This is a genomic window from Lentzea sp. NPDC037011, from assembly GCF_055607425.1.
Genome location: NZ_JBVJRT010000008.1, coordinates 170,550 through 189,799, shown reverse-complemented (window position 1 = coordinate 189,799; position 19,250 = coordinate 170,550). Strand labels below are relative to the sequence as shown.

The window sequence follows — 19,250 nt, the reverse complement described above, 5'->3', positions numbered from 1 at the left end:
ACCTCCGTTGAGACTTTTCCGCCATAGTCGCTGTAGGCAGGCGTTAAAGTCTCAACCGTGCGTCCAGCCGACCTAGCACGTGAACACGGCCTGTCGACGCAGGCAGTGCGCAACTACGAGCGGGACGGGTTCATCCCGGCCGCCGACCGCACCGAGTCCGGTTACCGCGTCTACACCGAGGTGCACGCGTCGGCGTTGAGGGCGTTCATCGCGCTGATACCCGCGTTCGGGCACGCGGTGGCGGGGCAGATCATGAACGCGGTGCACGCCGGGTCCGTCGAAGACATGCTGGTGACCATCGACCGCGGCCACCACCGGCTGCTGCGCGACCGCGAGACGCTCGACTCGGTGAGCCGCGCGGTCGCCGACCTGACCGAGGTGGAACCGGTCGTGGTGCCGCACTCGATTGGCGAGCTCGCGCGCCGGCTCGGCGTCACCCCGGCGACGCTGCGGGCGTGGGAGGAGGCGGGTGTCCTCGCACCCGAACGCGCGGCGACCGGCTACCGGGTGTTCTCCGCCGCCGACGTCCGCGACGCCGAGCTGGCGCACCTGCTGCGCCGCGGCGGCTACCCGCTGGCGCGGATCGCGGTGGTGGTGCAGCAGGTCCGCACGGCGGGCGGCACCGAGACGCTGACCGCCGCGCTGGCCGACTGGCGGCGCAGGCTGACCGCGCGGGGGCTGGCGGTGCTCGCCGCCTCCGCGCGGCTCAACGACTACCTGAGTGCGCGGGCAGCAGCTCGCTGACCAGCGCCCCGACCTGCTCGCTCTCGATCAGGAACGCGTCGTGCCCGTACGGCGAGGTGATCACCCGCAGGTCGTCGGCGCCGGGGATGCCCGCCGCCAGCTCCTGCTGCTGCCCCAACGGGTACAGCCGGTCGGAGTCCACTCCGGCCACCAGCGTCCGCGCCGTCACCCTGCGCAGCGCGGCCCGCACACCACCGCGGTCGCGGCCCACGTCGTGCGAGTTCATCGCCTCGGTGAGCGTGACGTAGCTGGCGGCGTCGAACCGCCGGGCGAGCTTGGCCGCGTGGTGGTCCAAATAGGACTCGACCTCGAACCGGCCGTCCTCCTGCACCTGCCGGCCGAACCGCGCCTGCAGCTCCTGCTCGCTGCGGTAGCTGATGTGCGCGATCCGCCGTGCCACACCGAGACCTTCCAGCGGGTCGGCCCTGATCGCGTGCAGCTGCGCCGACGCGAGCGCGATCTGCTCCGCGGACGCGGCCGCCGTCGTGGCCAGCAGGAGCAGCGACTCCACCCGCTCCGGCTCGCTCACGGCCCACTCGACCGCCCGCATGCCGCCCATCGACCCGCCGAGCACCGCGGCCCACCGCTCGATGCCCAGGTCGTCGGCCAGGAGCACCTCCGCCGCGACCTGGTCGCGGATGGTGAGCGAGGGGAACACCGGGTGCTGCCACGGCCCGGTGCTGCCCTGGCACCCGCCGAGCACGTTGGGCGCCACCACGAAGCACCCGTCCAGCGGCCCGGGACCGACGAGCGCGTCCCACCAGCCCGGCGTGGGGTGACCCGGCTCCACGCCCCCGGCGACGTGGCTGTCACCGGTGAGGGCGTGGAGCACGAGCACCGCGTTGGAGGCCTCCGCGTTCAAGGTCCCCCACGTCTCGTACGCGAGCTGGAAACCCGGCAACCCGGCGAACGGTTCGGTGTGGCTGAACCACTTCCGCCGCCCGTTCGGGTCGCCGAAGCGCCAGCCGCCCACTACAACTCGGACTTCGCCGCGGTGAAGCCCGCCTCCAGGTCGGCCTTGAGGTCCTCCAGGCCCTCCAGGCCGACGCTCAGCCGCACCAGCCCCGGCGTGACGCCCGCGACGAGCTGCTCCTCCGGCGTGAGCTGGCTGTGCGTCGTGGAGGCCGGGTGCACGATCAGCGACCGCACGTCACCGATGTTGACCAGCTGGCTGAACAACGACGTCCCGTCCACGAACGCCCGGCCCGCCTCGACGCCGCCGCGCAGCTCGAAGCTCACCACCGCACCGGCACCCCCGGGCAGGTACTTCTGCGCGTTGGCGTGGAACGGCGACGACGGCAGGCCCGCGTAGTGAACCTTCGCCACCTCGTCGCGCCCCTCCAGCCACTCGGCAAGCGCTTGCGCGTTCTGGACGTGCCGCTCGACCCGCAGCGACAGCGTCTCGATTCCCTGGATCACCAGGAAGCTCGTCAGCGGGGCGATGGCCGCTCCGGTGTCGCGCAGCCCCTGCACCCGCAGCTTCGCCGCGAACGCGCCGTGCCCGAGCGCCGGCCAGTACCGCAGACCGTGGTAGCTGGGGTCCGGCTCGTGGAAGTCGGGGAACTTCTCCGGCCCGTACTCGAACTTCCCGCCGTCGACCACGACGCCGGCGATGGCCGTGCCGTGCCCGCCCAGGTACTTGGTCGCGGAGTGGACGACGATGTCGGCGCCGTGCTCCAGCGGCTTGAGCAGGTACGGCGTGGGCACCGTGTTGTCGACGACGAGCGGGATGCCGTTCTCGTGCGCGACCGCGGCGACGCCCTCGATGTCGAGCACGTGGCTGCGCGGGTTGGCCAGCGACTCGCCGAACAGCAGCTTGGTGTTCGGCTGGACCTTCGCCCGCCACTCGTCGAGGTCGTCCGGGTCCTGCACGAACGACACCTCGATGCCCAGCTTGGGCAGCGTGTAGCGGAACAGGTTGTACGTGCCGCCGTAGAGCGACGCGCTGGACACGAGGTGGTCGCCGGCCTTGGCGAGGTTGAGGATGGCGGCGGTCTCCGCGGCCTGCCCCGAGGCGAACGCGACGGCCGCGACCCCGCCTTCGAGCGCGGCGACGCGCTGCTCCAGCACGTCCTGCGTGGGGTTGTTGATGCGCGTGTAGATGTTGCCGGGCTCAGCGAGTGCGAACAGGTCCGCCCCGTGCTGCGTGTCCCGGAAGACGTAGGAGGTGGTCTGGTAGATCGGCGTGGCGCGCGCACCGGTCGCCGGGTCGGGCGCTGCGCCCGCGTGGATCTGCGTCGTCTCAAAGGACCAGGACATGGCTGTGCTCCGAAAGAGTGTTGACGGGGGTCGGGATCAACGGGAGCTGCGACAGGCCATGCTGGTGACGCGCACGTAGTCCACGTGGCGTCGGCTCACGAGCAGCACGGTCATGGTTGCAAACCGTAGGGGGCCGAACAGCCGCAGGGACACCCCGTCCACCAGGTGGGACCGCTTACTCTGATCACATGCGCACAGCTCTGGTCGGCTACGGACTCGGTGGGGCCGCCTTCCACGCCCCGTTCATCTCGACGACCCCCGGTCTCGAGCTCTCGGCCGTGGTCACCGCCAACCCCCGCCGCCAGTCCGAGGTGCGCTCCCGCTACCCCTCCACCCGCGTGCTGTCCTCCCTCGACGAGGTGTGGTCCGGCGGCTTCGACCTGGTCGTCATCACCACCCCGAACCGCTTCCACGCGACCCACGCCCGCCAGGTCCTCGACCACGGCCTGAACGTGGTCGTCGACAAGCCCTTCGCCGCCTCGGCGGCAGAGGCCCGCGCCCTGGCCTCCATCGCGGCGGCCCGCGGCCTGCTGCTGGTCCCGTTCCACAACCGCCGCTGGGACGGCGACTTCCGCACCGTCCAGTCCCTGCTGGCCACCGACGCCCTCGGCAAGGTGCACCGCTTCGAGTCGCGCTTCGAGCGCTACCGCCCGGAGGTCAAGTCGTCCTGGAAGGAGTCTGGCGACCCCGCCGACCTCGGCTCCATCCTCTTCGACCTGGGCACCCACCTGATCGACCAGTCCGTGGCCCTGTTCGGCCGCCCGTCCTCGGTCCACGCGGAGATCGCGACCGTCCGCCCCGGCGCGCGCACCGACGACGACGTGTTCCTCGCACTGACCCACGAGGGCGGCGTCCACTCGCACCTCTGGATGAGCGCACTCGCCGCGGACCTCGGCCCGCGCTTCCGCGTCCTCGGCCACGACGCCGCGTACGTGAAGCACGGCATGGACCCCCAGGAGGACCGCCTGAAGGCGGGCGAGACCCCCGGCGGCCCCGGCTGGGGCGAGGAACCGGAGTCCGCGTGGGGCACGCTCGGCGGCACCCCGCACCGCACGGAGCCCGGCGCGTACCAGGACTTCTACGCGGCCGTCGCAGCCGGCACCGCTCCCGTGTCGCCGCTGGACGCCGTGACGGGCCTGGAGGTCATCGAGGCCGCAAAGCAGTCGGCGGCGACGGGCACCTCGGTCCGCCTCTGAGCCGGGGGCGGAGGCCGAGCCGTTCCCCCGGCCGAAGACGCGGCTCACCCCCGCACCAACGGCGGGTACAACACCTCCGCCACCCCACGCCGGAACAACGCCGCAGGCCGCCCCCCGTCCCGCCCGGTGCTCTCCCCCGTCGCCTCCAGCATCCCCTGGACCCCGGTCACCTTCCGGTGGAAGTTCCGCGGGTCCAACGTCACCCCCCACACGATCTCGTACACCCGCCGCAGCTCGGCGACCGTGAACTCGGCCGGGCAGAACGCGGTCCCCAGCGGCGTGTACTCCAGCTTGGCCCGCGCCCGTTCCACCCCGTCGCCCAAGATCCGCGCGTGGTCGAACGCCAGCGACGACACCTCCGCCACCGGCACCCAGGACGCGGCGGCGGCGTCCGTTCCCGCGACGGGCACCGGCAGGTCCGGTGCGAGTGCCAGGTAGGCGACGGACACCACCCGCATCCGCGGATCTCGCCGGGGTTCCCCGTAGGTCGCGAGCTGCTCCAGGTGCAGCCCGGACACCCCGGTCTCCTCCCGCAGCTCCCGCGCGGCCGCCGCGTCCACCGACTCCGCCACGCGCACGAACCCGCCCGGCAACGCCCACCGCCCCCGGAACGGCGCCTCTCCCCGCCGCACCAGCAGGGCGCACAGCGCGTCCGACCGCACGGTCAGCACCACCAGGTCGACCGTGACGGCGAAGGGAGGGAAATCACTTGGCGTGTACACGACAGCGAGCATAGGGTTATCGTCAGATTGACGACAAGGAGACGAACCCATGGCCGACATCAGCCGCTACCCCGGACTCCGCCACCTGCGCGGCACCCCGACGGTCCACATCAGACACGTCCGCAACGGCGAGCTGGTCCACGACGGCACCGGGCTGAGCTTCTGGTTCCGGCCCAGGACCGCCGTGCTGAGCGAGGTCCCGGTCGACGACCGCGAGCTGCCGATGCTCTTCCACGCCCGCACGCAGGACTACCAGGACGTGACCGTGCAGCTGACCGTCACGTACCGCTGCACCGACCCGGAGACGGCGACCGCGCGCATCGACTTCTCGATCGACCCGGACACCGGCACCTGGCGGCAGGACCCGTTGAGCCAGATCGCGAACACCCTCACCGAGAGCACCCAGCAGCACGCGCTGAAGATCCTCGGCACGCTCGACCTGCAGACCGCGATCCGCACCGGCGTGGAGCGCGTCAAGCAGGCCGTGGCCGCCAACCTGACCGCCGCCCACATCGGCCTGGAGGTCATCGACGTGCGCGTCGTGGCGATCCGGCCGGACGCGGACATGGAGAAGGCGCTGCAGACCACCGTCCGCGAGCAGGTGCAGCAGGAGGCGGACAAGGCGACCTACCAGCGCCGTGCGGTGGCCGTCGAGCGCGAGCGCGCGATCAGCGAGAACGAGCTGCAGAACCAGATCGAGCTCGCGAAGCGGGAGGAGCTGCTCGTCGTGCAGCGCGGTGCCAACGCGCTGAAGAAGGCGGAGGACAACGCGCGGGCCGCCCGGATCGCCGACGACGTCAAGGCCGAGGGCATCCGCAAGCTCGCCGAGGCGGAGGCCGCCGGTGAGAAGGCGCGGCTGGAGGCCTACCGCGACGTGCCGCAGGAGACGCTGTTCGCGTTGGCCGCCAAGGAGTTGGCCGGCAACCTGCCCGAGATCGGCAGCATCACCCTCACCCCCGACCTGGTCCAGCCGATCCTGCAGCGGCTCGCGCGATGAGCCTCGCTCCCCGAATTGTGGTGGTGCACCGGCGCACCGAGCTGACAGAGTTGCTGGCACGACACGGCACACGGGGCCAGGTCGAGTTCTTCCTGAAGTCCCGCAACCGAACCCTGGACGAGGTGGTGGATCGTGACCAGCAGACCCGGCGGGCGCTGGGAGAGGTCGGCGCCGCGATCCCGCTGGACTGGCGCCGCGGCGTGGTCGAGAGGGAAGACCTGTCGCGGTTCCTGTTCGCGCCCGAGGACGTAGTCGTCATCGTCGGGCAGGACGGGCTGGTCGCGAACGTCGCGAAGTACCTCGACGGCCAGCCCGTGATCGGCATCAACCCCGACAGGGGCGTGCTCGCCACGCACGCCCCGAAGGACGCCGCGGAGCTCCTGCGCGGCACCGGGAACACCGAGGACCGCACGATGGTCGAGGCGCGGTCGGACGACGGCCAGGTCCTGTTGGCGCTCAACGAGGTCTACGTCGGCCACCCGGGCCACCAGACCAGCCGCTACCGCGTGCACGGCGAACGTCAGGCCTCGTCGGGCATCCTCGTCGGCAGCGGCACCGGTGCCACGGGCTGGTGCTCCTCCGCCCACCGCGAACGCGGGAGCACCCTCACCCTCCCCACCCCCACCGAACGCAGGCTCGTGTGGTTCGTGCGCAAGGCGTGGCCGTCGCCGGGCACCGGTGTCGAGCACACCGAGGGCGAGATCACCGACGGGCCGCTGCACGTCGACGTCGAGTCCGACGGGCTGGTGGCGTTCGGCGACGGCATCGAGAGCGACGCGCTACGCCTCGGCTGGGGCCAGCGGCTTTCCGTCGGTCTCGCCGCCCGCCGGCTCCGCCTCGTGCGCTGAGCCGATCACCAGCAGGCACACCCCGGACAGCACCGCGCCCGCGACCAGGTAGAGCGAGATCGCCCAGGTCCCGGTGCGCAGCAACGACTGCGCGACCAGCGGCGCGAGACCACCGCCCAGCACGGCACCGAGCTGGAAGCTCAACGCCACACCGCTGTAGCGCACGCGGGTGTGGAACAGCTCGGCGAAGTAGGCGGCCGACGGGCCGAACAACGCCGCCGAGCCGATGAACCCGAGCACCATCGCGAAGGTGAACCAGCCCGCGTCCGTGAGCCAGAACAGCGGGAACGCGAACGCGGCCTGGAAGACCGCGCCGCCGAACATCACCGGCAGCCGGCCGATCCGGTCCGACAGCAGCGCGAACGCCGGCACCGCGACCACCTGCGCGAGCGACCCGATCACGGTCGCCACCAGCAGGTCGTCCGCCGTGATCTTCAGCGCCGTGCGGCCGTAGCCGATCATGAACACGCTCAGCAGGTAGATGAAGATCGTGAAGCCCAGGTTGACGCCCGCGCCCAGCAGCACGACCCGCCACCGCGTCCGCAGCACCTCGGCGATCGGCAGCCGCGACTTCTCCGCGCGCTCGAACCGCGGGCTCTCCGCCACCCGCAGCCGGATGTACAGGCCGATCCCGACCAGCACGACCGAGAACAGGAACGGCAACCGCCAGCCCCACTCCAGAAACGCCGTCCCGGACGCCTTCGACGACGCGTACATCGCGAGGTTCGCCAGCAGCACACCCGCAGGCGACCCGATGAACACCCAGCTGCCGTACCAGCCCCACCGGCCCGGCGGCGCGTGTTCGACCGCCATCAGCGACGCGCCGCCCTGTTCACCGCCCATGAAGAAGCCCTGCACGAGCCGCAGCAGCACGAGCAGCAACGGCGCGAGAATGCCCACCTGCGCGTAGGTCGGCAACAGCCCGATCAACGCCGTCGACAGTCCTGTCACCGAGAGGGTGACCACGAGCATCGAGCGTCGCCCGACGCGGTCACCGAGGTGCCCGATCACCGCGCCGCCCAGCGGCCGGGCGAGGAAGCCCGCGCCGAACGTGGCGAAGGCGAGCAGCACGCCGATGCGCGGGTCGAACTGCGGGAAGAAGATCTTGTCGAACACGAGCGCGGAAGCCGTGCCGTACAAGAGGAAGTCGTACAGCTCGATCTACCCGGATTACCTATGTGACGTGCCGCCCTGCGCATACCGCCGTGAGCAGCGGAAACGCGCGAACGGGGGCACCCCGGTTTCCCAGGATGCCCCGCTACGGTGACGCTTAGCGCTCGTCCCACTCGTTACGAGCTGCCGCGGCCACGAACGCGCCGAACGCGGAGGCCGAGAACCACAAGACGTCCCCCGAGGGGTTCTTGCTGTCCCGAACAGCGCCGGCGGCCCCAGAGTGGGCCGCTTCGACGCACTGCGCGTCCTGTCCGCCGTTGGAGCGGCTGCTCTTGCGCCACCGCAGCCTGGAAGGCCCGGTAGCAGTCTCGCTCATCGCTGTGCACTCCTAATCAGTCGTGAGGTCGGTGATCCTGCCCTCCAGTATCGCTAACGACTCGTCCTCGGTCTCCGCGAGCCGCCACGCCTGTTCGAACTCGGCCTCGTACGGCTCAATGGCCTTGATGTAGTCCGTGCGGGTCAGTGAGGCCACGTAGACCAGGCGGATTGTCTGGCCGCGGTACAGCAGGGTGAACGGACAGCTCAGCGCGGGTACGGCGCCGGCCGAGAACCGCACGATGCGCAGTGAGAGGTTAGGTACCTCCCGGACGCGGTCACGCAGGTACACCAACTGATCGCGGAGCACGTCCCTGCCGCCGACCTCGGTCATGATTGCGGCTTCGCCAAGTACAACGCGCACCTCCGGGCCGCCCTCGCGGATGACTGCGAGGTCGCGTTCGTGGCGCTCGCGTGCAAGAGCCGGGATGTCCGCCTTGGCGACGGTGAGCGGGCGGTCGAGGGCCGCCTCTGCGAACGCAACGGTCTGCAAGACGCCGGGGATCTCGTTGAACGCCATGTAGAGCTTGTCTGCGCGGCGCTCCAGCGCGACGTACTTCCGCGAGCTGCCGCCGACCGCGGTTGATGGGCTCCTGCGGCGAGCCACAAGGGCAAGCTCGTGCAGCTCGGCTGCCTGAGCGGCAGTAGGCCGATAGCGCTCGATCATCCACTCGACGACGGACGCAGCGGGGCCGATCTCGCCGTTCTCGATCTTGGAGAGCATCCCCGCGTACGCGTCGATCTCGCCGGCTGCTACGGACTGGCCGATCCCTGCCGCTATGCGGAGGTCGGCAGCCTGCCCGCCGAACAGCAAGCGCGCGGTTACCGGGTCGAGGTCGTCAGTCTGCATACGCGGAAGTCTGCCGTACCTCGCCGTCGGCGCAGCCCCGCCCACTCAGCGAGGCTTATTTGAGTTGCAAACATTCACCCGTTTGCGCACTCCGCTGTTTGCAACTCTGTTTTATTCTCAGAGAGCGACCCTGGCAGGTCGGTGATCCTAGTCAGGCCACCGGGGTACGCAGCCAGCGAGGCAGGGTCGGCGACGGCGCGGCAGCGGTAGGTTCCACTCCACTCCGCGCCGGCTCTCCTTCACGCCGCCCTCCTCGCTGGCCCATCCCCGGTGAGGAGGTCCCGAGTTGTGGCTCACGAATGGTGCGGCAGTGCCGAGCACGCAGACGCGGTGTCGACGTTGGTACGCCGGATGGCAGACGCGCGTGCTGCGCAGCCCGCTATGAGCGGCGAAACACCGCCCAAGCCTCGCGCGCAACTGACCCTCGACGACTGGCTGAGCGAGTTGCGATACCGCAGGTGGACGCGGTACTTCTTGCCGACCAAGGAGCAGCCGCGGGCTATCGCGGCGCTGATCAGGCGCGGCCCCGTGGTGGACGTGGTGCAGATTTACGGTCCCGGCGCGGACGAGTCGTTCGCGTACCGCACCGCAGCAGATACGGTCGAGGACCCGTTCATGCCGAGCGTGGTGTTCTGGACGTACTCCGGCGCGCTCGACCGGACGATCGAGGCGGTGCTCACGCTGCCGCACCCCGACCACGCCGACGCCCCGCGAGCGCCGTTCGCGCCACCTCCGATGTGCGAGGTGTGGCCGGGTCGCGTGGCGAAGTTCGGGCACCCCGTCGTGGTCTACCCGGACCAGCCGCCGGTGCAGTACACGGCGGAAGACGCAGCACACATCTACCACCACGGCTCACGGAAGCCACGATGAGCGCGCAGTACGCCGTGTCGGCGTCCCGGTTCGCGGTCGTGACGCTTCTGCTGTCGGAGCCGACGCGCTTATGGTCGCCTGCGGAGATACGGGAGCGGCTCCGGGTCAACCGCAAGGCCGTGTATCGCGCGATCAGCCTGCTGCACCTGAGCTACCACCTGGTCAAGATCCCGCAGCGCGTGTACCCGCGGAGCGTGCGCGTCCGGCTCACGCGGCCCGGCATCATCGAGTGCGCGCGGTGGGTGGTCGAGCACCGGTCACCCGAACTGATCGCCGGCGCACGGGAGCGTGGCCTCACCGACGCGGTACGCCGCCGAGCAGACGACGCGATAGCCGCCGCGTTCAAGCTGGACCAAGCCATCCGCTGACCGCAAACAGAAAGAGCCCCACCGGGAAGGATCTCCCGGTGGGGCTCTCGTGTGTCTACGTCACCGTCACGGGCACAGGTGCTGCTTCGCCGCGTCCACGATCCGGCCGGCCGTCTCAGGGCCGAACCCGTCCGGGTGGTCCGCGGACGTGAACCGCTTCTCGGCGAGCGCGACAAGCTTCGCCCGGTCGTTCGGGCTCTCCGCGATGCTCGAACACTGGTCGCGTCCGCGGCTCACGGCCCGGTCCTCCTTGCCGTCCACGATCGCGGGGTTGATCGCGTTCAGCGCGTCGACGAACGCGGCCCGAGCTTCCGGTGACGGCCCGGACGTCGAGCCGGTCGGGGCCGGTGCGGGCGCCGAGCTGCAACCGGCGAGCACGGCGGCGAGCAGTACGGCGGTAATGGTGGAGCGCAAGAGTCCAGTCCCCCTCTACGACAAGTTCCTTTCGTGGGATCGCTCCACGCGGGGGCGGCGTTACACGGCTCCAGAAACACGAAAAGCCCGCCACCACAAGGGTGACGGGCTCTCGTGTCGCAAGGGACCGGCTTTGCGTCCGTCCTCACGACTAGCTCAAGGGTAGCTCACTCGGCCGCCACCCGCTCCACCCACACGGTGTTCGTGTAGAGGTCCGCGCGGCGGATGCGCCCGTTCGGCTCGCCGTCCACGACCTCAAGCGCGGTGTACGTGATGCCGTACTTCTGGCGCGTGATCTGAAGTTGCTCTTCGCGGATCTCGAACACCGGTCGCGCTGCCGGGTTCATCACGATGACGTCGGTTTCGCGGAGGTCGCGGACGCTGATCCGAACGGGCTGCGCGCTGGCGGTGGTGGTCATTTCGAGTTCCTCTCTCGCGTTGTGACACCACCATAAGCGTTGAGTTCCTCACGCACATAGTCCAGCCTGCCGGTCGTTACCGAACTGAAATACGTTGAGTTCCTTTCGCACGTGCGACGTGGTCGCGCCATGCGTATTCGGCGCAGTCCGGGGACTGGTAGGTCCAGCGCCCGCGCGATCCGCAACCGCAAAGCCACCGCCACCGCGTCGTGCCGTGCTCGTCCTCACCCTCGCCCAGCCGGTACCGGCACGCCGGCTTCACGCGTGGCTCCCGACCAGTTCGGCCGCGCGGCTCCGCGAGGTCTCCGCGTCGAGGAACGTCCCCGCCTTGTCGAACGCGTGCCAGCGCTTGTGCACCGCGGCCCACCCGATGAACCCGAGGAGCTTCCCGGTTGCGGCGGTGCGAACGGCGAACGTGTCGAACCCTTCGGGCTCAAGGATGACGGTCACGGTCACGGCAGGCTCCTCACAGGTAGGCGGTCGCGGCGGTCGCGTCCGTCGTGGTCGGTGCGGTCACGGCCTTGAGCAGACGGCCGGCACGGTCGGGGCCAACGCCGCACGCCTTCTCGACGTCCCGGCGCGTGACCGGCTTGGGCGAGTTCTGGACGAGCGCCTTGACGATCGGGAGCAGCTCCTCGTCAGGGCGACGTGGGGCACGCTTGGCCTTGGCGGGCACGGGCTTGCGCTTCTCGGGCGCGTTCATGATCTCCGCAGCGCGCAGCGACTGAACCATGTAGTTCGTCCCCGCCACCGGCTCACGCGTGGCGCGCTCGGTCTCTCGGCGCCTGCGCTCCGCGTCGCGCTGCTCCTGCTCGGCGCGCTGCAACCGGAGCATCTCTGCCGCGATGAGGGAGTTGTACGCGTCCTCGAACGCGGCGAGCACCATCATCAGCACGGGCATGATCGCGTGAAACCCGGCGGCCACGTACTGGCCGTGCATGATCGGCTCACCGGTGTTGAGCGCGAGGCAGAACGCAAACGACGTCCACCGCAGGACTGCCGTCGCCCGCGTGCGGAGGCCGTGGTGCGCGAGCTTGCCGCCACCACGGAGGGACGCGATCAGGCCCACGTCCGTGGACAGTGGGAACAGCAGCGCCACGCCCGCGGTCGAGCCGAGGGCGACCATGAGGCTGGTACCGCTGATCAGGGAGGCCAGCATCACGGCGACGGTCGCGGTCCAGAGCCAAGGCAGAACCGCCTTCCGGTCCGCCTCAAGCTGCGTCAGGGTGTCGCTCTGGTTCACTGCGCACCCACGATCGGCGCGTACTGCGCGAGGACGGGCGCCACGAGCGGCAGCACGGCGGACAGGACGTACACGAGGACCACCGCCGGGACGACGACGTAGAAGAGCAAGCGGGCAACGGCCTTGAACACGGTGGAGCCTCCTTTCAAGTCGGTAGGGGTGTCAGAGCTTGATCTCGCGGCGGCCCGCGTTGAGGAGCACGTACCGACGCTCGGCGACGTCCACGGCCCACACGGAGCCGTTCAGCGGACCCGCGGCCCAGAACGACGCGCGACGCTCGGAGCCGTCCAACGCGGTGTAGGTGGTCGAGCCGTCCGCGGTGTGGCGGAACTCGGCGGGCGTCTCGATCGGCTTCACGCGGCGAGCGACGCGGGTCAGGATCTGGGACCGGGTACCGCCGTGCCCGCGGATCGACAGGCCGAGCGCGACGAACCGGGCGCGGGTGCCGTACGAGCCGACGCTGTGCGAGACCTCCATGACGGGTTCGCGGTTCGCCTGCGCGATCATGGAGCCGGTCACACGGATGCCCGCGCGGATCAGCGCGTCACGGAGCGCCTCGCGGCCGTCGACAACCTGCGTCGCCGGCTTACCGCCCTTGGGGGTGACGGTGATCTTGTACCGGGTGTTCGTGACCATGCTGCCCATCTCCCTTGCGCGTTCCGTTCGGTGCGTGGTCCACACTAAGCGTTGAGTTCCTCACGCACGTAGCGGTAGGAACCCATCGTTACTTGACCGTAATGCGTTGAGTTCCTCACGCAAGTAGGCCCGGTCACTCCGCGGTGAACTGGAGCGACCGGGCCGTACTGCGTGGTGAGCGTGCTAGCTCTCGGGCATCTCTTCCCAGACCCCGAGCGGCCTGCGCTGGATCTTGTACTCGAACTCGGTCGCGGCGCAGCGCTCGTAGTGCATCTGGTACTCCGCGCTCATCCCCTCCCGGTACCGGTGGAGGTAGGACCGGGCGTGGAGCGCGGTCCACTCGTCTTCGCGCCTCTGCCGCGTGCAGACTGCACGCGCCCCGCCGGGTGTGAGGTACGCGCGCCCACCGGCGCGGTTGGTGGTGATCACCTCCCACGCGTCGTCGCTCGCGCCCTTCGGCCGGCGCACCGGCCGGTACGCGTACTCGATCTCGGCCTCGATCGGCTCCGTCATGCCGCTACCCCTCCCAGTCCGAACGTGGTGTGAACCTCGTTGTGCTGCAACGCCTCCGCGAACGCCGCGGGCTGCGCGGTGAACGTCCCTTCCGACGCCCTGCGGCACCGGCGGCACGTCCAGTACCAACCGCTCTTGCCCTTTAGGACGCGGACCAGGCGGCTCACGCGGCACCCGCCCGGATGAACGCCCATGCGATCTCGGGGTCCTCGGGGCTGATCCCGACCAGGCGGACCGAGCGCGGGAGCTGGAGACCGCGGAACCGGCGGTCAACGGCGTCCCACGTGGCCGTGATGATCTGCCGCGCCGGGATGCCGCGAAGGCCGCGGACCGCGTCCCGGACGTGGCTGTAGTTCCGGCCCACGACAACGTGCGTGTACCGGCACCACGCCGGGTACTCGAACCACGAGGAGCACCGGCACCAATGCACCTCGGGGTGGTGGCCGTGCGTGAGCTGCGTGCACACGTGGGGTGTGGCGCTGCTGTCGTGCCAGACGATCCCGCACGTCTTCCGACCGTTCGTGTCCACTGTGGATCACCTCCTCGTCACGGTGTTCGGGTACTTCGCGAGCGTCACCTTGTGGTAGCGCGGGACGCCCTTCGCGGTGGTGCAGCGGAAGGTGCTGAACTCGGCACCCTCGTGGAGTTCCTTGATCTCGTGGTGCTTCCCGTGCTCACACGGGCTGGTGACGTGGAGCGTCACGAGGTCACGGCGGGAGGATGCGGAGGTCATCCGTCGATCACCTCCGTGAGTGGCCCCCATCGCCTGACGAGGTAGTCCCAGACGGCCGGTACGACCCTCGGTGTGACCCAGTCGCCGGAATCCGGCCGGTACGTCCACACGTCCCCCTGCGCGTCGCGCACGCAGGGGGTGTCGTCCGGCTGAGGGTCGTCCCGCACCCACTGCCGCGGAACGCGGGTCGCGCCGAGCAGCTCCTCCGGCAGGTCGAACGCACGGGCGATGAGCGCCCGGTCCATCTCGACCCGCTTCGCGTCGTACCGCTCCCACTTCGGCGCGGACAGCCCGCGGCCGTTCTCCCGCTTCTGCCGGAGCCGCCAGTGCGAGCCGCACCCTTCCTTGTCGCACGCCCACGTGGAGCCAACCTGCGCCTCTGCGGCCTCGACCTCGCGAGCGTTCGGCGTCTTGCAGTCGTGGATGATGTTGACCCAGGCCATTAGGAGGTACCTCCCCGCTTCGCCGTGTCGATCCGCTCCCACACCGGACGGGCACCCTCGACCCATCCGCGCATCGGTCCAGCGGCGTAGCGGAACGAGCCCGTCACGCGCGCTTGCGCCTTACCTGGTGTGTCGTACGGGCCGTAGTAGGCCGTGTGCCTCACGGTGCCGTCGTCGTTCAGCCACTCGACCACTCCGCGGTAGAGGACGTCTCCCTTGTACTGCCTCGCGTAGCCGCTCATCCCTCAACCTCCCATCGCACGACGGTTTCCGCGCCGTGCGCGAACACCTCGACACCAACGTCCACGACGCGGTGAACGGCCCCGCACTCGTGGCACTTCCAGCGGGAGCCGGGGCCGTGCCCGAGCCCCTCGACCACCTGCGCGGACGGGCGGTCACAGCGGTGCGTCGTGGTGAGCCACTGACCGCCGATGCGCCGACTCATCGCGACCACCAGACCCCGAGCCCGAGCACGTCCACGACGAACCCGCGAGGGACGCGGCGGACCAGCGGGAGCGCCCAGCACGGGCCGCCGCACATGCGCACGATCGTGATCACCTCCGCACCCCCATCGGGGTCCGCATCTCGGCGAACGGCCGCGTGACCGTCATGCCCTCCCCGACCACGATGTGCGCGCGCTCGGTCACCGCGTCGACCGCCTCGACGCGACCCGTGCGCCACTCGTGGATGGGCCACGTGATTTCGACCGGGTCACCCGGCGCCCACTTGGGACGGTCGCGCTCCTCGACCAGCGCCCGCACGGCGTCGACCACGCGGCGCATGTTCTCGCGGCTCCAGACGCTTCCGCCGGGAACCGGGCCGCCCGCCTTAGGCCACGCCCCGAGGAGCTGCCCAATCTGCCGCACGGCATCACGAGCTTCGCCACCTCGCGCGTTCTCCTCGTACACGGCGCGGTGCACTGCGTCCAGCGCCGCTTGTAGTTCCACGCTCACGCGGCACCGCCGTTGGAGTGGAGCCACTCGGCCGCGGCCACGACGTCAACCGGCTGCTCCCCGGTCGCCTTCCACGCGAGGGTGAGCGCGAGAGCCGCCGTGGTCATGCGTGCCGTGCGCTCCTCCTCCTCGGCCGGCTGACGGGCGTCGTGGCGGTCGCGCATGGCGTACATCTCCGCGTCCGACACACAGGCGTAGAGCGCGGAGGCGAACTCGCGTGCGGCATCCGGGGAGAGGACGATCGACCGGAAGTCGTCTCCGCCGGTGACGTCCGCGCTGAGGAGCACGGCCCCCTCACCCTCGAAGTCCGCGGAGGGCTTGACCCACACGGGGCCGGTGGAGACCTCCTCGTCACCACCGTTGGCGAGCGCGACGACGGACTCCGCGATGCGGCGTGCGTCTGCTCTCGTGAGCAGCAGCTCGGCGTGCTTGTCCTCCGCGGCCTCGCGGACGACCAGGAGGACGTTCTCCCCGTGCTGCGAGATACCGGCGTGGTCAGTGGGGTTCAGTGCGCAGGTGTAGACGTTCACGTTGAGTTCCTCTCGCTTGTTGATCAAGGGAAAACAGGCGCGGGCTAGTCCGCAACCAGCGGGCGCAGGTTGTCGAGTGCCCTACGCTTCACGCGGTTGACGGTCGGCTGGCTCACGCCGAGCACCGTCGCCGCCTGGTCCTCCGTGAGGATCGGACCGTCGAGTCCGAACAGGAGGGTGAGAACGTCCCGCTCCTGCGCCGTGAGGGCCGTCGAGCGCATCAAGGAGCGGACGGTCTCCCGCGCCTCGAACTGCGCGAGCCGGTCCTCCGTGGCGTCGTCCGCCACGACCTCCGAGACGGGGCGCTCCTCGTCGGCCCGCGAGTACAGGTCAGCCGTCCCCGCGAACATCAGGCCGTGGACCTCCCAGAACGTGGAGAGCGTCCAGCCGTAGTGCTTGCGGAGGTACGCCGCGGCTGCGATCAGGTTGTACTGCCCGTCCTCATCGGCCGTCTTGCGCAGCCCCTCGCGGAGCTTCTGCGTCACGCGGCCAGTGTCAGTCGGCTTGCCGGGGGTCTGCGTACTCGCCACGTTGAGCAGGTGCTCGCGGATCACGCGACCGAGGTAGGTCCCGGCGCTCCGGCCGGAGCCGTTGCCCACCCGGCCCGCACGGGCGTCGACAAGGAGCCGTTCGGCGGCGACCTGGTGAAGGTCTTCACGGTCCATTGCGGAGGACCCGACCGAGCGCGCGGCCACCGCGTCGAGGTCTGCGGCCACCCGGACGTAGAGCGGTTCCTCTGCGGCACGGTCGCCCGCGGCAACCGCGTCGAGCAGCTCGTCGACCGAGCGCGGGTCGTCGTACGCCGCGGCAGCGACGGTGTTGGTCGAGAGCGCCTTGAGCATCTTCGGGAGTGCGGCGGACGCCGGCACGCCCTTTCGGACTACGTCACTCAGAGTGTCGGTGTGCGCTTCCGGCGTAACGATGTTGGTCTTCATGGCTGAGCTTCACTCCCCCACGTTCAGCACGCTTGGCGTTCAAGGTAGCGGGACCGTACGACAGGAACTCAACGCAAACAATCCTTGACCGTTTGGAAAACACGGGCTCAGACATGCTGCGCTGTCAAACATGTAACAGATACGTGTCCAGTTCCTATCGCGGCGTTTGCGCTGGTCTGCCCCGCGTGGACTAACACGTTTGGTTACGTAGTTGAAGGGTCAAGTACGGCAAACGGGTGAACTACCGTTAGATACGGCAGTGTGATGCATGTCACGATTAAAACAGGGACTAACGTCCCGAGAACCGCCGCTCGGCGGTCTTCACGTTGTCGATCGCGGACCACGTGCGGATGATCGCGACTCGCGCCTGTGACCGCGCGGTGTTCAACGCGGACGTGATGCCCTGCTCCTCACGCGCAAGAACGACCGCCTCAACCGGACGCGAGACGCCCTTGACGACTTCCTGCTGCACGTTGCGCGGGGGCTGGTTGTCGACCTCGTCCGCGATGATCGCCCACTTGTCGAAGAACGCGGCAGCGGCACGGAGCTGCGCGGCGAGGTGGGTGAAGCTCTGGTTGCTCATGGTGGTGTGTCCTCACTGTTCGTCAGCGGCGACGGCGGCAAGCTCGTCAGCCATTTGCAGGTAGGCGATGGCGGCCCGGAGCGTCTCGGGGCAGTCGCCGAAGTGACCGATGCCCGTGTTGCACGCGGGGCACAGCAGCGCACGGACGAGGCCGCTCACGTGGTCGTGGTCAACGAAAAGCCCGCGCGGAAGCTGGTCCTCGTGCCTGCCGCAGATGGCACAGCGGTAGCCCTGTTGCTTCCGCATCGCATCCACGTCGGCCGCGGTGATGCCGTACCTCGTCTGGTACCGGCGGTCCCGGTCGGCGTCCCGGTTCGCGAGGTCGCGGAGTCGCATCCGGACGAGCGCCAGCTCCCGGTTCGCCGCGTGGATCGCTTGGCGACACGGCTTGCAGTACGGGTGCAGCCCGTCCGAACGCGACTTGTCCGCGTTGAACTCGGCGAGCGCCCGCTCCGTGCCGCACTTACGGCACGTCTTCAACGGGGCTCCACTTCAGCCACAACACCCACACCGCGTGGAGCTGCTCCTCCGAGAGCGACTCCAGGTGACCCGGCAGCCACTCGGCGAGCGACTTACCGCCCTTGCTCAGGTTGCAGCCCGCGCAGGCCGGCGCGAGGTTCCACGGGGCGTCATCCCCGCCGTCCTTGAGCGGCCACAGGTGGTCGATGTGCTCGGACTTCGCAGCGCAGTACACGCACCGGTCGCCGTAGAGGCGCCGGAGGTACGGCACGTCCACAGGCAGTGCGTGTGCTCCGCGTTCCTCTGCTCGGACCTTGTGCCCGCGGGCACGCTGCCGGTCGCGGTAGCTCGGGAACACCCGGTAGGCCTGGTCCTCGAACTCCGCGAAGTACCGCACGCTCCGCGCTTCCAGCGCGCCGATCAGCGCGTGCGCTGCGCCTGCCACATCACCTCGCAGGCTCGTGAAGCCGCCCACGAGAACGACGAATCGCAACACCATGTAGTGCGCTCGCGCACGCCGGATGCACCGGTCAACGTCCTCGTAGACCTTGAGCATCGCGGCGCACTCGGCCCGCCGCTTGCCCTTGTAGAACTCGACCTGGTGCACCCGGCACAGCGCCACCTTGTTCGGGTACGTGGTCAGGATGACCCGCACGCCGTCCGTGGTGCCGCACCGGGCGCAGGGCGGGGTGTACCGCCGTCGAGCCTTGGGGGTCACTCGACCACCTCCCCCCACACGACGTATCCGCGCTGTGCCGCGTACCTCGCGGTGGACGCGGGGCTGAACTCGGCCGTGCGCTGGTTGAGCCGGTCGGCGGTCGCATACGCGGTCGTGCGGTACTCCGTGATCTCGCGGGACGCGGCCCTACGCGTCGTCGTGTCGACCACGCGGTACACGCCCTGCCGGTCGATCCGCGCAAGCTCGCGCCACTGGAGTACCGTGTTCAGCGGGATAGCAAGCGCCTCCGCGATGTCCACCGGTTCGACTCCGGCGGCGAGTGCGACCATCGCTACTCGGTGCATCCGATCCTTGAGTCCCACGCCTCT

The 19,250-nt window shown here is 69.8% G+C and carries 31 protein-coding genes; 6 read left to right on the top strand and 25 right to left on the bottom strand.

Annotated features, from left to right (window positions below):
- Window positions 1-57 precede the first annotated feature (57 nt).
- A complete protein-coding gene (locus tag ACZ7CH_RS25705; RefSeq protein ID WP_360395265.1) occupies window positions 58-744 on the top strand; it encodes a TioE family transcriptional regulator in 687 nt (228 codons plus the stop codon).
- Here ACZ7CH_RS25705 and metX read toward each other — a convergent pair.
- Window positions 707-1,717 (bottom strand): homoserine O-acetyltransferase MetX, encoded by a 1,011-nt coding sequence (gene metX / locus ACZ7CH_RS25700; protein ID WP_360395264.1) that lies wholly within the window; start codon window positions 1,715-1,717, stop codon window positions 707-709. The two genes, ACZ7CH_RS25705 and metX, sit on opposite strands and share 38 nt — an antisense overlap.
- Window positions 1,717-3,003, bottom strand: coding sequence for a bifunctional o-acetylhomoserine/o-acetylserine sulfhydrylase (locus ACZ7CH_RS25695; RefSeq protein ID WP_360395262.1), 1,287 nt, complete (start codon window positions 3,001-3,003; stop codon window positions 1,717-1,719). Before ACZ7CH_RS25695 ends, metX begins: the two co-directional genes overlap by 1 nt.
- A 188-nt stretch (window positions 3,004-3,191) precedes the next feature.
- Between ACZ7CH_RS25695 and ACZ7CH_RS25690 the strand changes: the two genes are divergently transcribed.
- On the top strand, window positions 3,192-4,199 hold the full coding sequence (locus ACZ7CH_RS25690; protein WP_360395261.1) for a Gfo/Idh/MocA family protein: 1,008 nt from the start codon (window positions 3,192-3,194) through the stop codon (window positions 4,197-4,199).
- A gap of 44 nt (window positions 4,200-4,243) precedes the next feature.
- Here the strand turns inward: ACZ7CH_RS25690 and ACZ7CH_RS25685 are convergent, their stop codons facing one another.
- Window positions 4,244-4,933, bottom strand: coding sequence for an NUDIX hydrolase (locus tag ACZ7CH_RS25685; protein WP_360395260.1), 690 nt, complete (start codon window positions 4,931-4,933; stop codon window positions 4,244-4,246).
- 37 nt (window positions 4,934-4,970) lie between these two features.
- Between ACZ7CH_RS25685 and ACZ7CH_RS25680 the strand changes: the two genes are divergently transcribed.
- Both ACZ7CH_RS25680 and ACZ7CH_RS25675 read left to right on the top strand, forming a co-directional pair.
- Window positions 4,971-5,918: an SPFH domain-containing protein gene (locus ACZ7CH_RS25680; protein ID WP_470370192.1), complete on the top strand. Its 948-nt coding sequence runs from the start codon at window positions 4,971-4,973 to the stop codon at window positions 5,916-5,918.
- Entirely contained in the window at window positions 5,915-6,766 is an 852-nt protein-coding gene (locus ACZ7CH_RS25675; protein ID WP_470375108.1) for an NAD(+)/NADH kinase, read from the top strand. Before ACZ7CH_RS25680 ends, ACZ7CH_RS25675 begins: the two co-directional genes overlap by 4 nt.
- Here the strand turns inward: ACZ7CH_RS25675 and ACZ7CH_RS25670 are convergent.
- The 3 genes from ACZ7CH_RS25670 to ACZ7CH_RS25660 all read right to left on the bottom strand — a co-directional run bounded on the left by ACZ7CH_RS25670 (window position 6,698) and on the right by ACZ7CH_RS25660 (window position 9,104).
- Window positions 6,698-7,906, bottom strand: coding sequence for an MFS transporter (locus ACZ7CH_RS25670; protein ID WP_470375107.1), 1,209 nt, complete (start codon window positions 7,904-7,906; stop codon window positions 6,698-6,700). The two genes, ACZ7CH_RS25675 and ACZ7CH_RS25670, sit on opposite strands and share 69 nt — an antisense overlap.
- A gap of 130 nt (window positions 7,907-8,036) precedes the next feature.
- Complete coding sequence (locus ACZ7CH_RS25665) at window positions 8,037-8,255, bottom strand: DUF397 domain-containing protein (protein ID WP_470375106.1); 219 nt, start codon at window positions 8,253-8,255, stop codon at window positions 8,037-8,039.
- 12 nt (window positions 8,256-8,267) lie between these two features.
- Window positions 8,268-9,104, bottom strand: a complete 837-nt coding sequence (locus ACZ7CH_RS25660; protein WP_470375105.1) for a DUF5753 domain-containing protein — start codon at window positions 9,102-9,104, stop codon at window positions 8,268-8,270.
- A 381-nt stretch (window positions 9,105-9,485) separates the two neighbouring features.
- On the opposite strand from ACZ7CH_RS25660, the gene ACZ7CH_RS25655 reads away from it, so the two are divergent.
- Window positions 9,486-9,974 (top strand): hypothetical protein, encoded by a 489-nt coding sequence (locus ACZ7CH_RS25655; protein WP_470375104.1) that lies wholly within the window; start codon window positions 9,486-9,488, stop codon window positions 9,972-9,974.
- On the top strand, window positions 9,971-10,342 hold the full coding sequence (locus tag ACZ7CH_RS25650) for a hypothetical protein (protein ID WP_470375103.1): 372 nt from the start codon (window positions 9,971-9,973) through the stop codon (window positions 10,340-10,342). The genes ACZ7CH_RS25655 and ACZ7CH_RS25650 overlap by 4 nt, the downstream gene beginning before the upstream one ends.
- 66 nt (window positions 10,343-10,408) lie before the next feature.
- Here ACZ7CH_RS25650 and ACZ7CH_RS25645 read toward each other — a convergent pair whose 3' ends face one another.
- The 19 genes from ACZ7CH_RS25645 to ACZ7CH_RS25555 all read right to left on the bottom strand — a co-directional run bounded on the left by ACZ7CH_RS25645 (window position 10,409) and on the right by ACZ7CH_RS25555 (window position 19,244).
- Window positions 10,409-10,756, bottom strand: a complete 348-nt coding sequence (locus tag ACZ7CH_RS25645; protein WP_470375102.1) for a DUF732 domain-containing protein — start codon at window positions 10,754-10,756, stop codon at window positions 10,409-10,411.
- Window positions 10,757-10,923: 167 nt separating this feature from the next.
- The gene (locus ACZ7CH_RS25640; RefSeq protein WP_470375101.1) at window positions 10,924-11,175 is read right to left on the bottom strand and encodes a hypothetical protein; all 252 of its coding nucleotides are present in this window, start codon (window positions 11,173-11,175) and stop codon (window positions 10,924-10,926) included.
- Window positions 11,176-11,433: 258 nt separating this feature from the next.
- Window positions 11,434-11,631: a hypothetical protein gene (locus ACZ7CH_RS25635; protein WP_470375100.1), complete on the bottom strand. Its 198-nt coding sequence runs from the start codon at window positions 11,629-11,631 to the stop codon at window positions 11,434-11,436.
- A 10-nt stretch (window positions 11,632-11,641) separates the two neighbouring features.
- Window positions 11,642-12,334: a hypothetical protein gene (locus ACZ7CH_RS25630; protein WP_470375099.1), complete on the bottom strand. Its 693-nt coding sequence runs from the start codon at window positions 12,332-12,334 to the stop codon at window positions 11,642-11,644.
- Window positions 12,335-12,414: 80 nt separating this feature from the next.
- Complete coding sequence (locus ACZ7CH_RS25625) at window positions 12,415-12,549, bottom strand: hypothetical protein (RefSeq protein WP_470375098.1); 135 nt, start codon at window positions 12,547-12,549, stop codon at window positions 12,415-12,417.
- Window positions 12,550-12,580: 31 nt separating this feature from the next.
- Window positions 12,581-13,054, bottom strand: a complete 474-nt coding sequence (locus ACZ7CH_RS25620; RefSeq protein WP_470375097.1) for a hypothetical protein — start codon at window positions 13,052-13,054, stop codon at window positions 12,581-12,583.
- Between the two features lie 183 nt (window positions 13,055-13,237).
- Window positions 13,238-13,567, bottom strand: a complete 330-nt coding sequence (locus ACZ7CH_RS25615) for a hypothetical protein (protein ID WP_470375096.1) — start codon at window positions 13,565-13,567, stop codon at window positions 13,238-13,240.
- A gap of 163 nt (window positions 13,568-13,730) precedes the next feature.
- Complete coding sequence (locus ACZ7CH_RS25610) at window positions 13,731-14,096, bottom strand: hypothetical protein (RefSeq protein WP_470375095.1); 366 nt, start codon at window positions 14,094-14,096, stop codon at window positions 13,731-13,733.
- A 6-nt stretch (window positions 14,097-14,102) separates the two neighbouring features.
- Window positions 14,103-14,300: a hypothetical protein gene (locus ACZ7CH_RS25605; protein WP_470375094.1), complete on the bottom strand. Its 198-nt coding sequence runs from the start codon at window positions 14,298-14,300 to the stop codon at window positions 14,103-14,105.
- Window positions 14,297-14,743 carry a hypothetical protein gene (locus ACZ7CH_RS25600; protein ID WP_470375093.1) on the bottom strand — a complete coding sequence of 149 codons (447 nt, stop codon included), beginning with the start codon at window positions 14,741-14,743 and terminating at the stop codon, window positions 14,297-14,299. The genes ACZ7CH_RS25605 and ACZ7CH_RS25600 overlap by 4 nt, the downstream gene beginning before the upstream one ends.
- On the bottom strand, window positions 14,743-14,985 hold the full coding sequence (locus ACZ7CH_RS25595; protein WP_470375092.1) for a hypothetical protein: 243 nt from the start codon (window positions 14,983-14,985) through the stop codon (window positions 14,743-14,745). The genes ACZ7CH_RS25600 and ACZ7CH_RS25595 overlap by 1 nt, the downstream gene beginning before the upstream one ends.
- Window positions 14,982-15,188: a hypothetical protein gene (locus ACZ7CH_RS25590; protein ID WP_470375091.1), complete on the bottom strand. Its 207-nt coding sequence runs from the start codon at window positions 15,186-15,188 to the stop codon at window positions 14,982-14,984. The genes ACZ7CH_RS25595 and ACZ7CH_RS25590 overlap by 4 nt, the downstream gene beginning before the upstream one ends.
- 109 nt (window positions 15,189-15,297) lie before the next feature.
- Entirely contained in the window at window positions 15,298-15,690 is a 393-nt protein-coding gene (locus ACZ7CH_RS25585) for a hypothetical protein (RefSeq protein ID WP_470375090.1), read from the bottom strand.
- 2 nt (window positions 15,691-15,692) lie between these two features.
- On the bottom strand, window positions 15,693-16,226 hold the full coding sequence (locus ACZ7CH_RS25580) for a hypothetical protein (RefSeq protein ID WP_470375089.1): 534 nt from the start codon (window positions 16,224-16,226) through the stop codon (window positions 15,693-15,695).
- A 44-nt stretch (window positions 16,227-16,270) separates the two neighbouring features.
- The gene (locus ACZ7CH_RS25575; protein ID WP_470375088.1) at window positions 16,271-17,068 is read right to left on the bottom strand and encodes a sigma-70 family RNA polymerase sigma factor; all 798 of its coding nucleotides are present in this window, start codon (window positions 17,066-17,068) and stop codon (window positions 16,271-16,273) included.
- 382 nt (window positions 17,069-17,450) lie between these two features.
- On the bottom strand, window positions 17,451-17,744 hold the full coding sequence (locus ACZ7CH_RS25570) for a hypothetical protein (protein ID WP_470375087.1): 294 nt from the start codon (window positions 17,742-17,744) through the stop codon (window positions 17,451-17,453).
- Between the two features lie 12 nt (window positions 17,745-17,756).
- Window positions 17,757-18,224 (bottom strand): endonuclease VII domain-containing protein, encoded by a 468-nt coding sequence (locus ACZ7CH_RS25565; protein ID WP_470375086.1) that lies wholly within the window; start codon window positions 18,222-18,224, stop codon window positions 17,757-17,759.
- Window positions 18,208-18,921: an HNH endonuclease gene (locus ACZ7CH_RS25560; RefSeq protein WP_470375085.1), complete on the bottom strand. Its 714-nt coding sequence runs from the start codon at window positions 18,919-18,921 to the stop codon at window positions 18,208-18,210. Before ACZ7CH_RS25560 ends, ACZ7CH_RS25565 begins: the two co-directional genes overlap by 17 nt.
- Window positions 18,918-19,244, bottom strand: coding sequence for a hypothetical protein (locus ACZ7CH_RS25555; protein WP_470375084.1), 327 nt, complete (start codon window positions 19,242-19,244; stop codon window positions 18,918-18,920). The genes ACZ7CH_RS25560 and ACZ7CH_RS25555 overlap by 4 nt, the downstream gene beginning before the upstream one ends.
- Window positions 19,245-19,250: the final 6 nt, after the last annotated feature.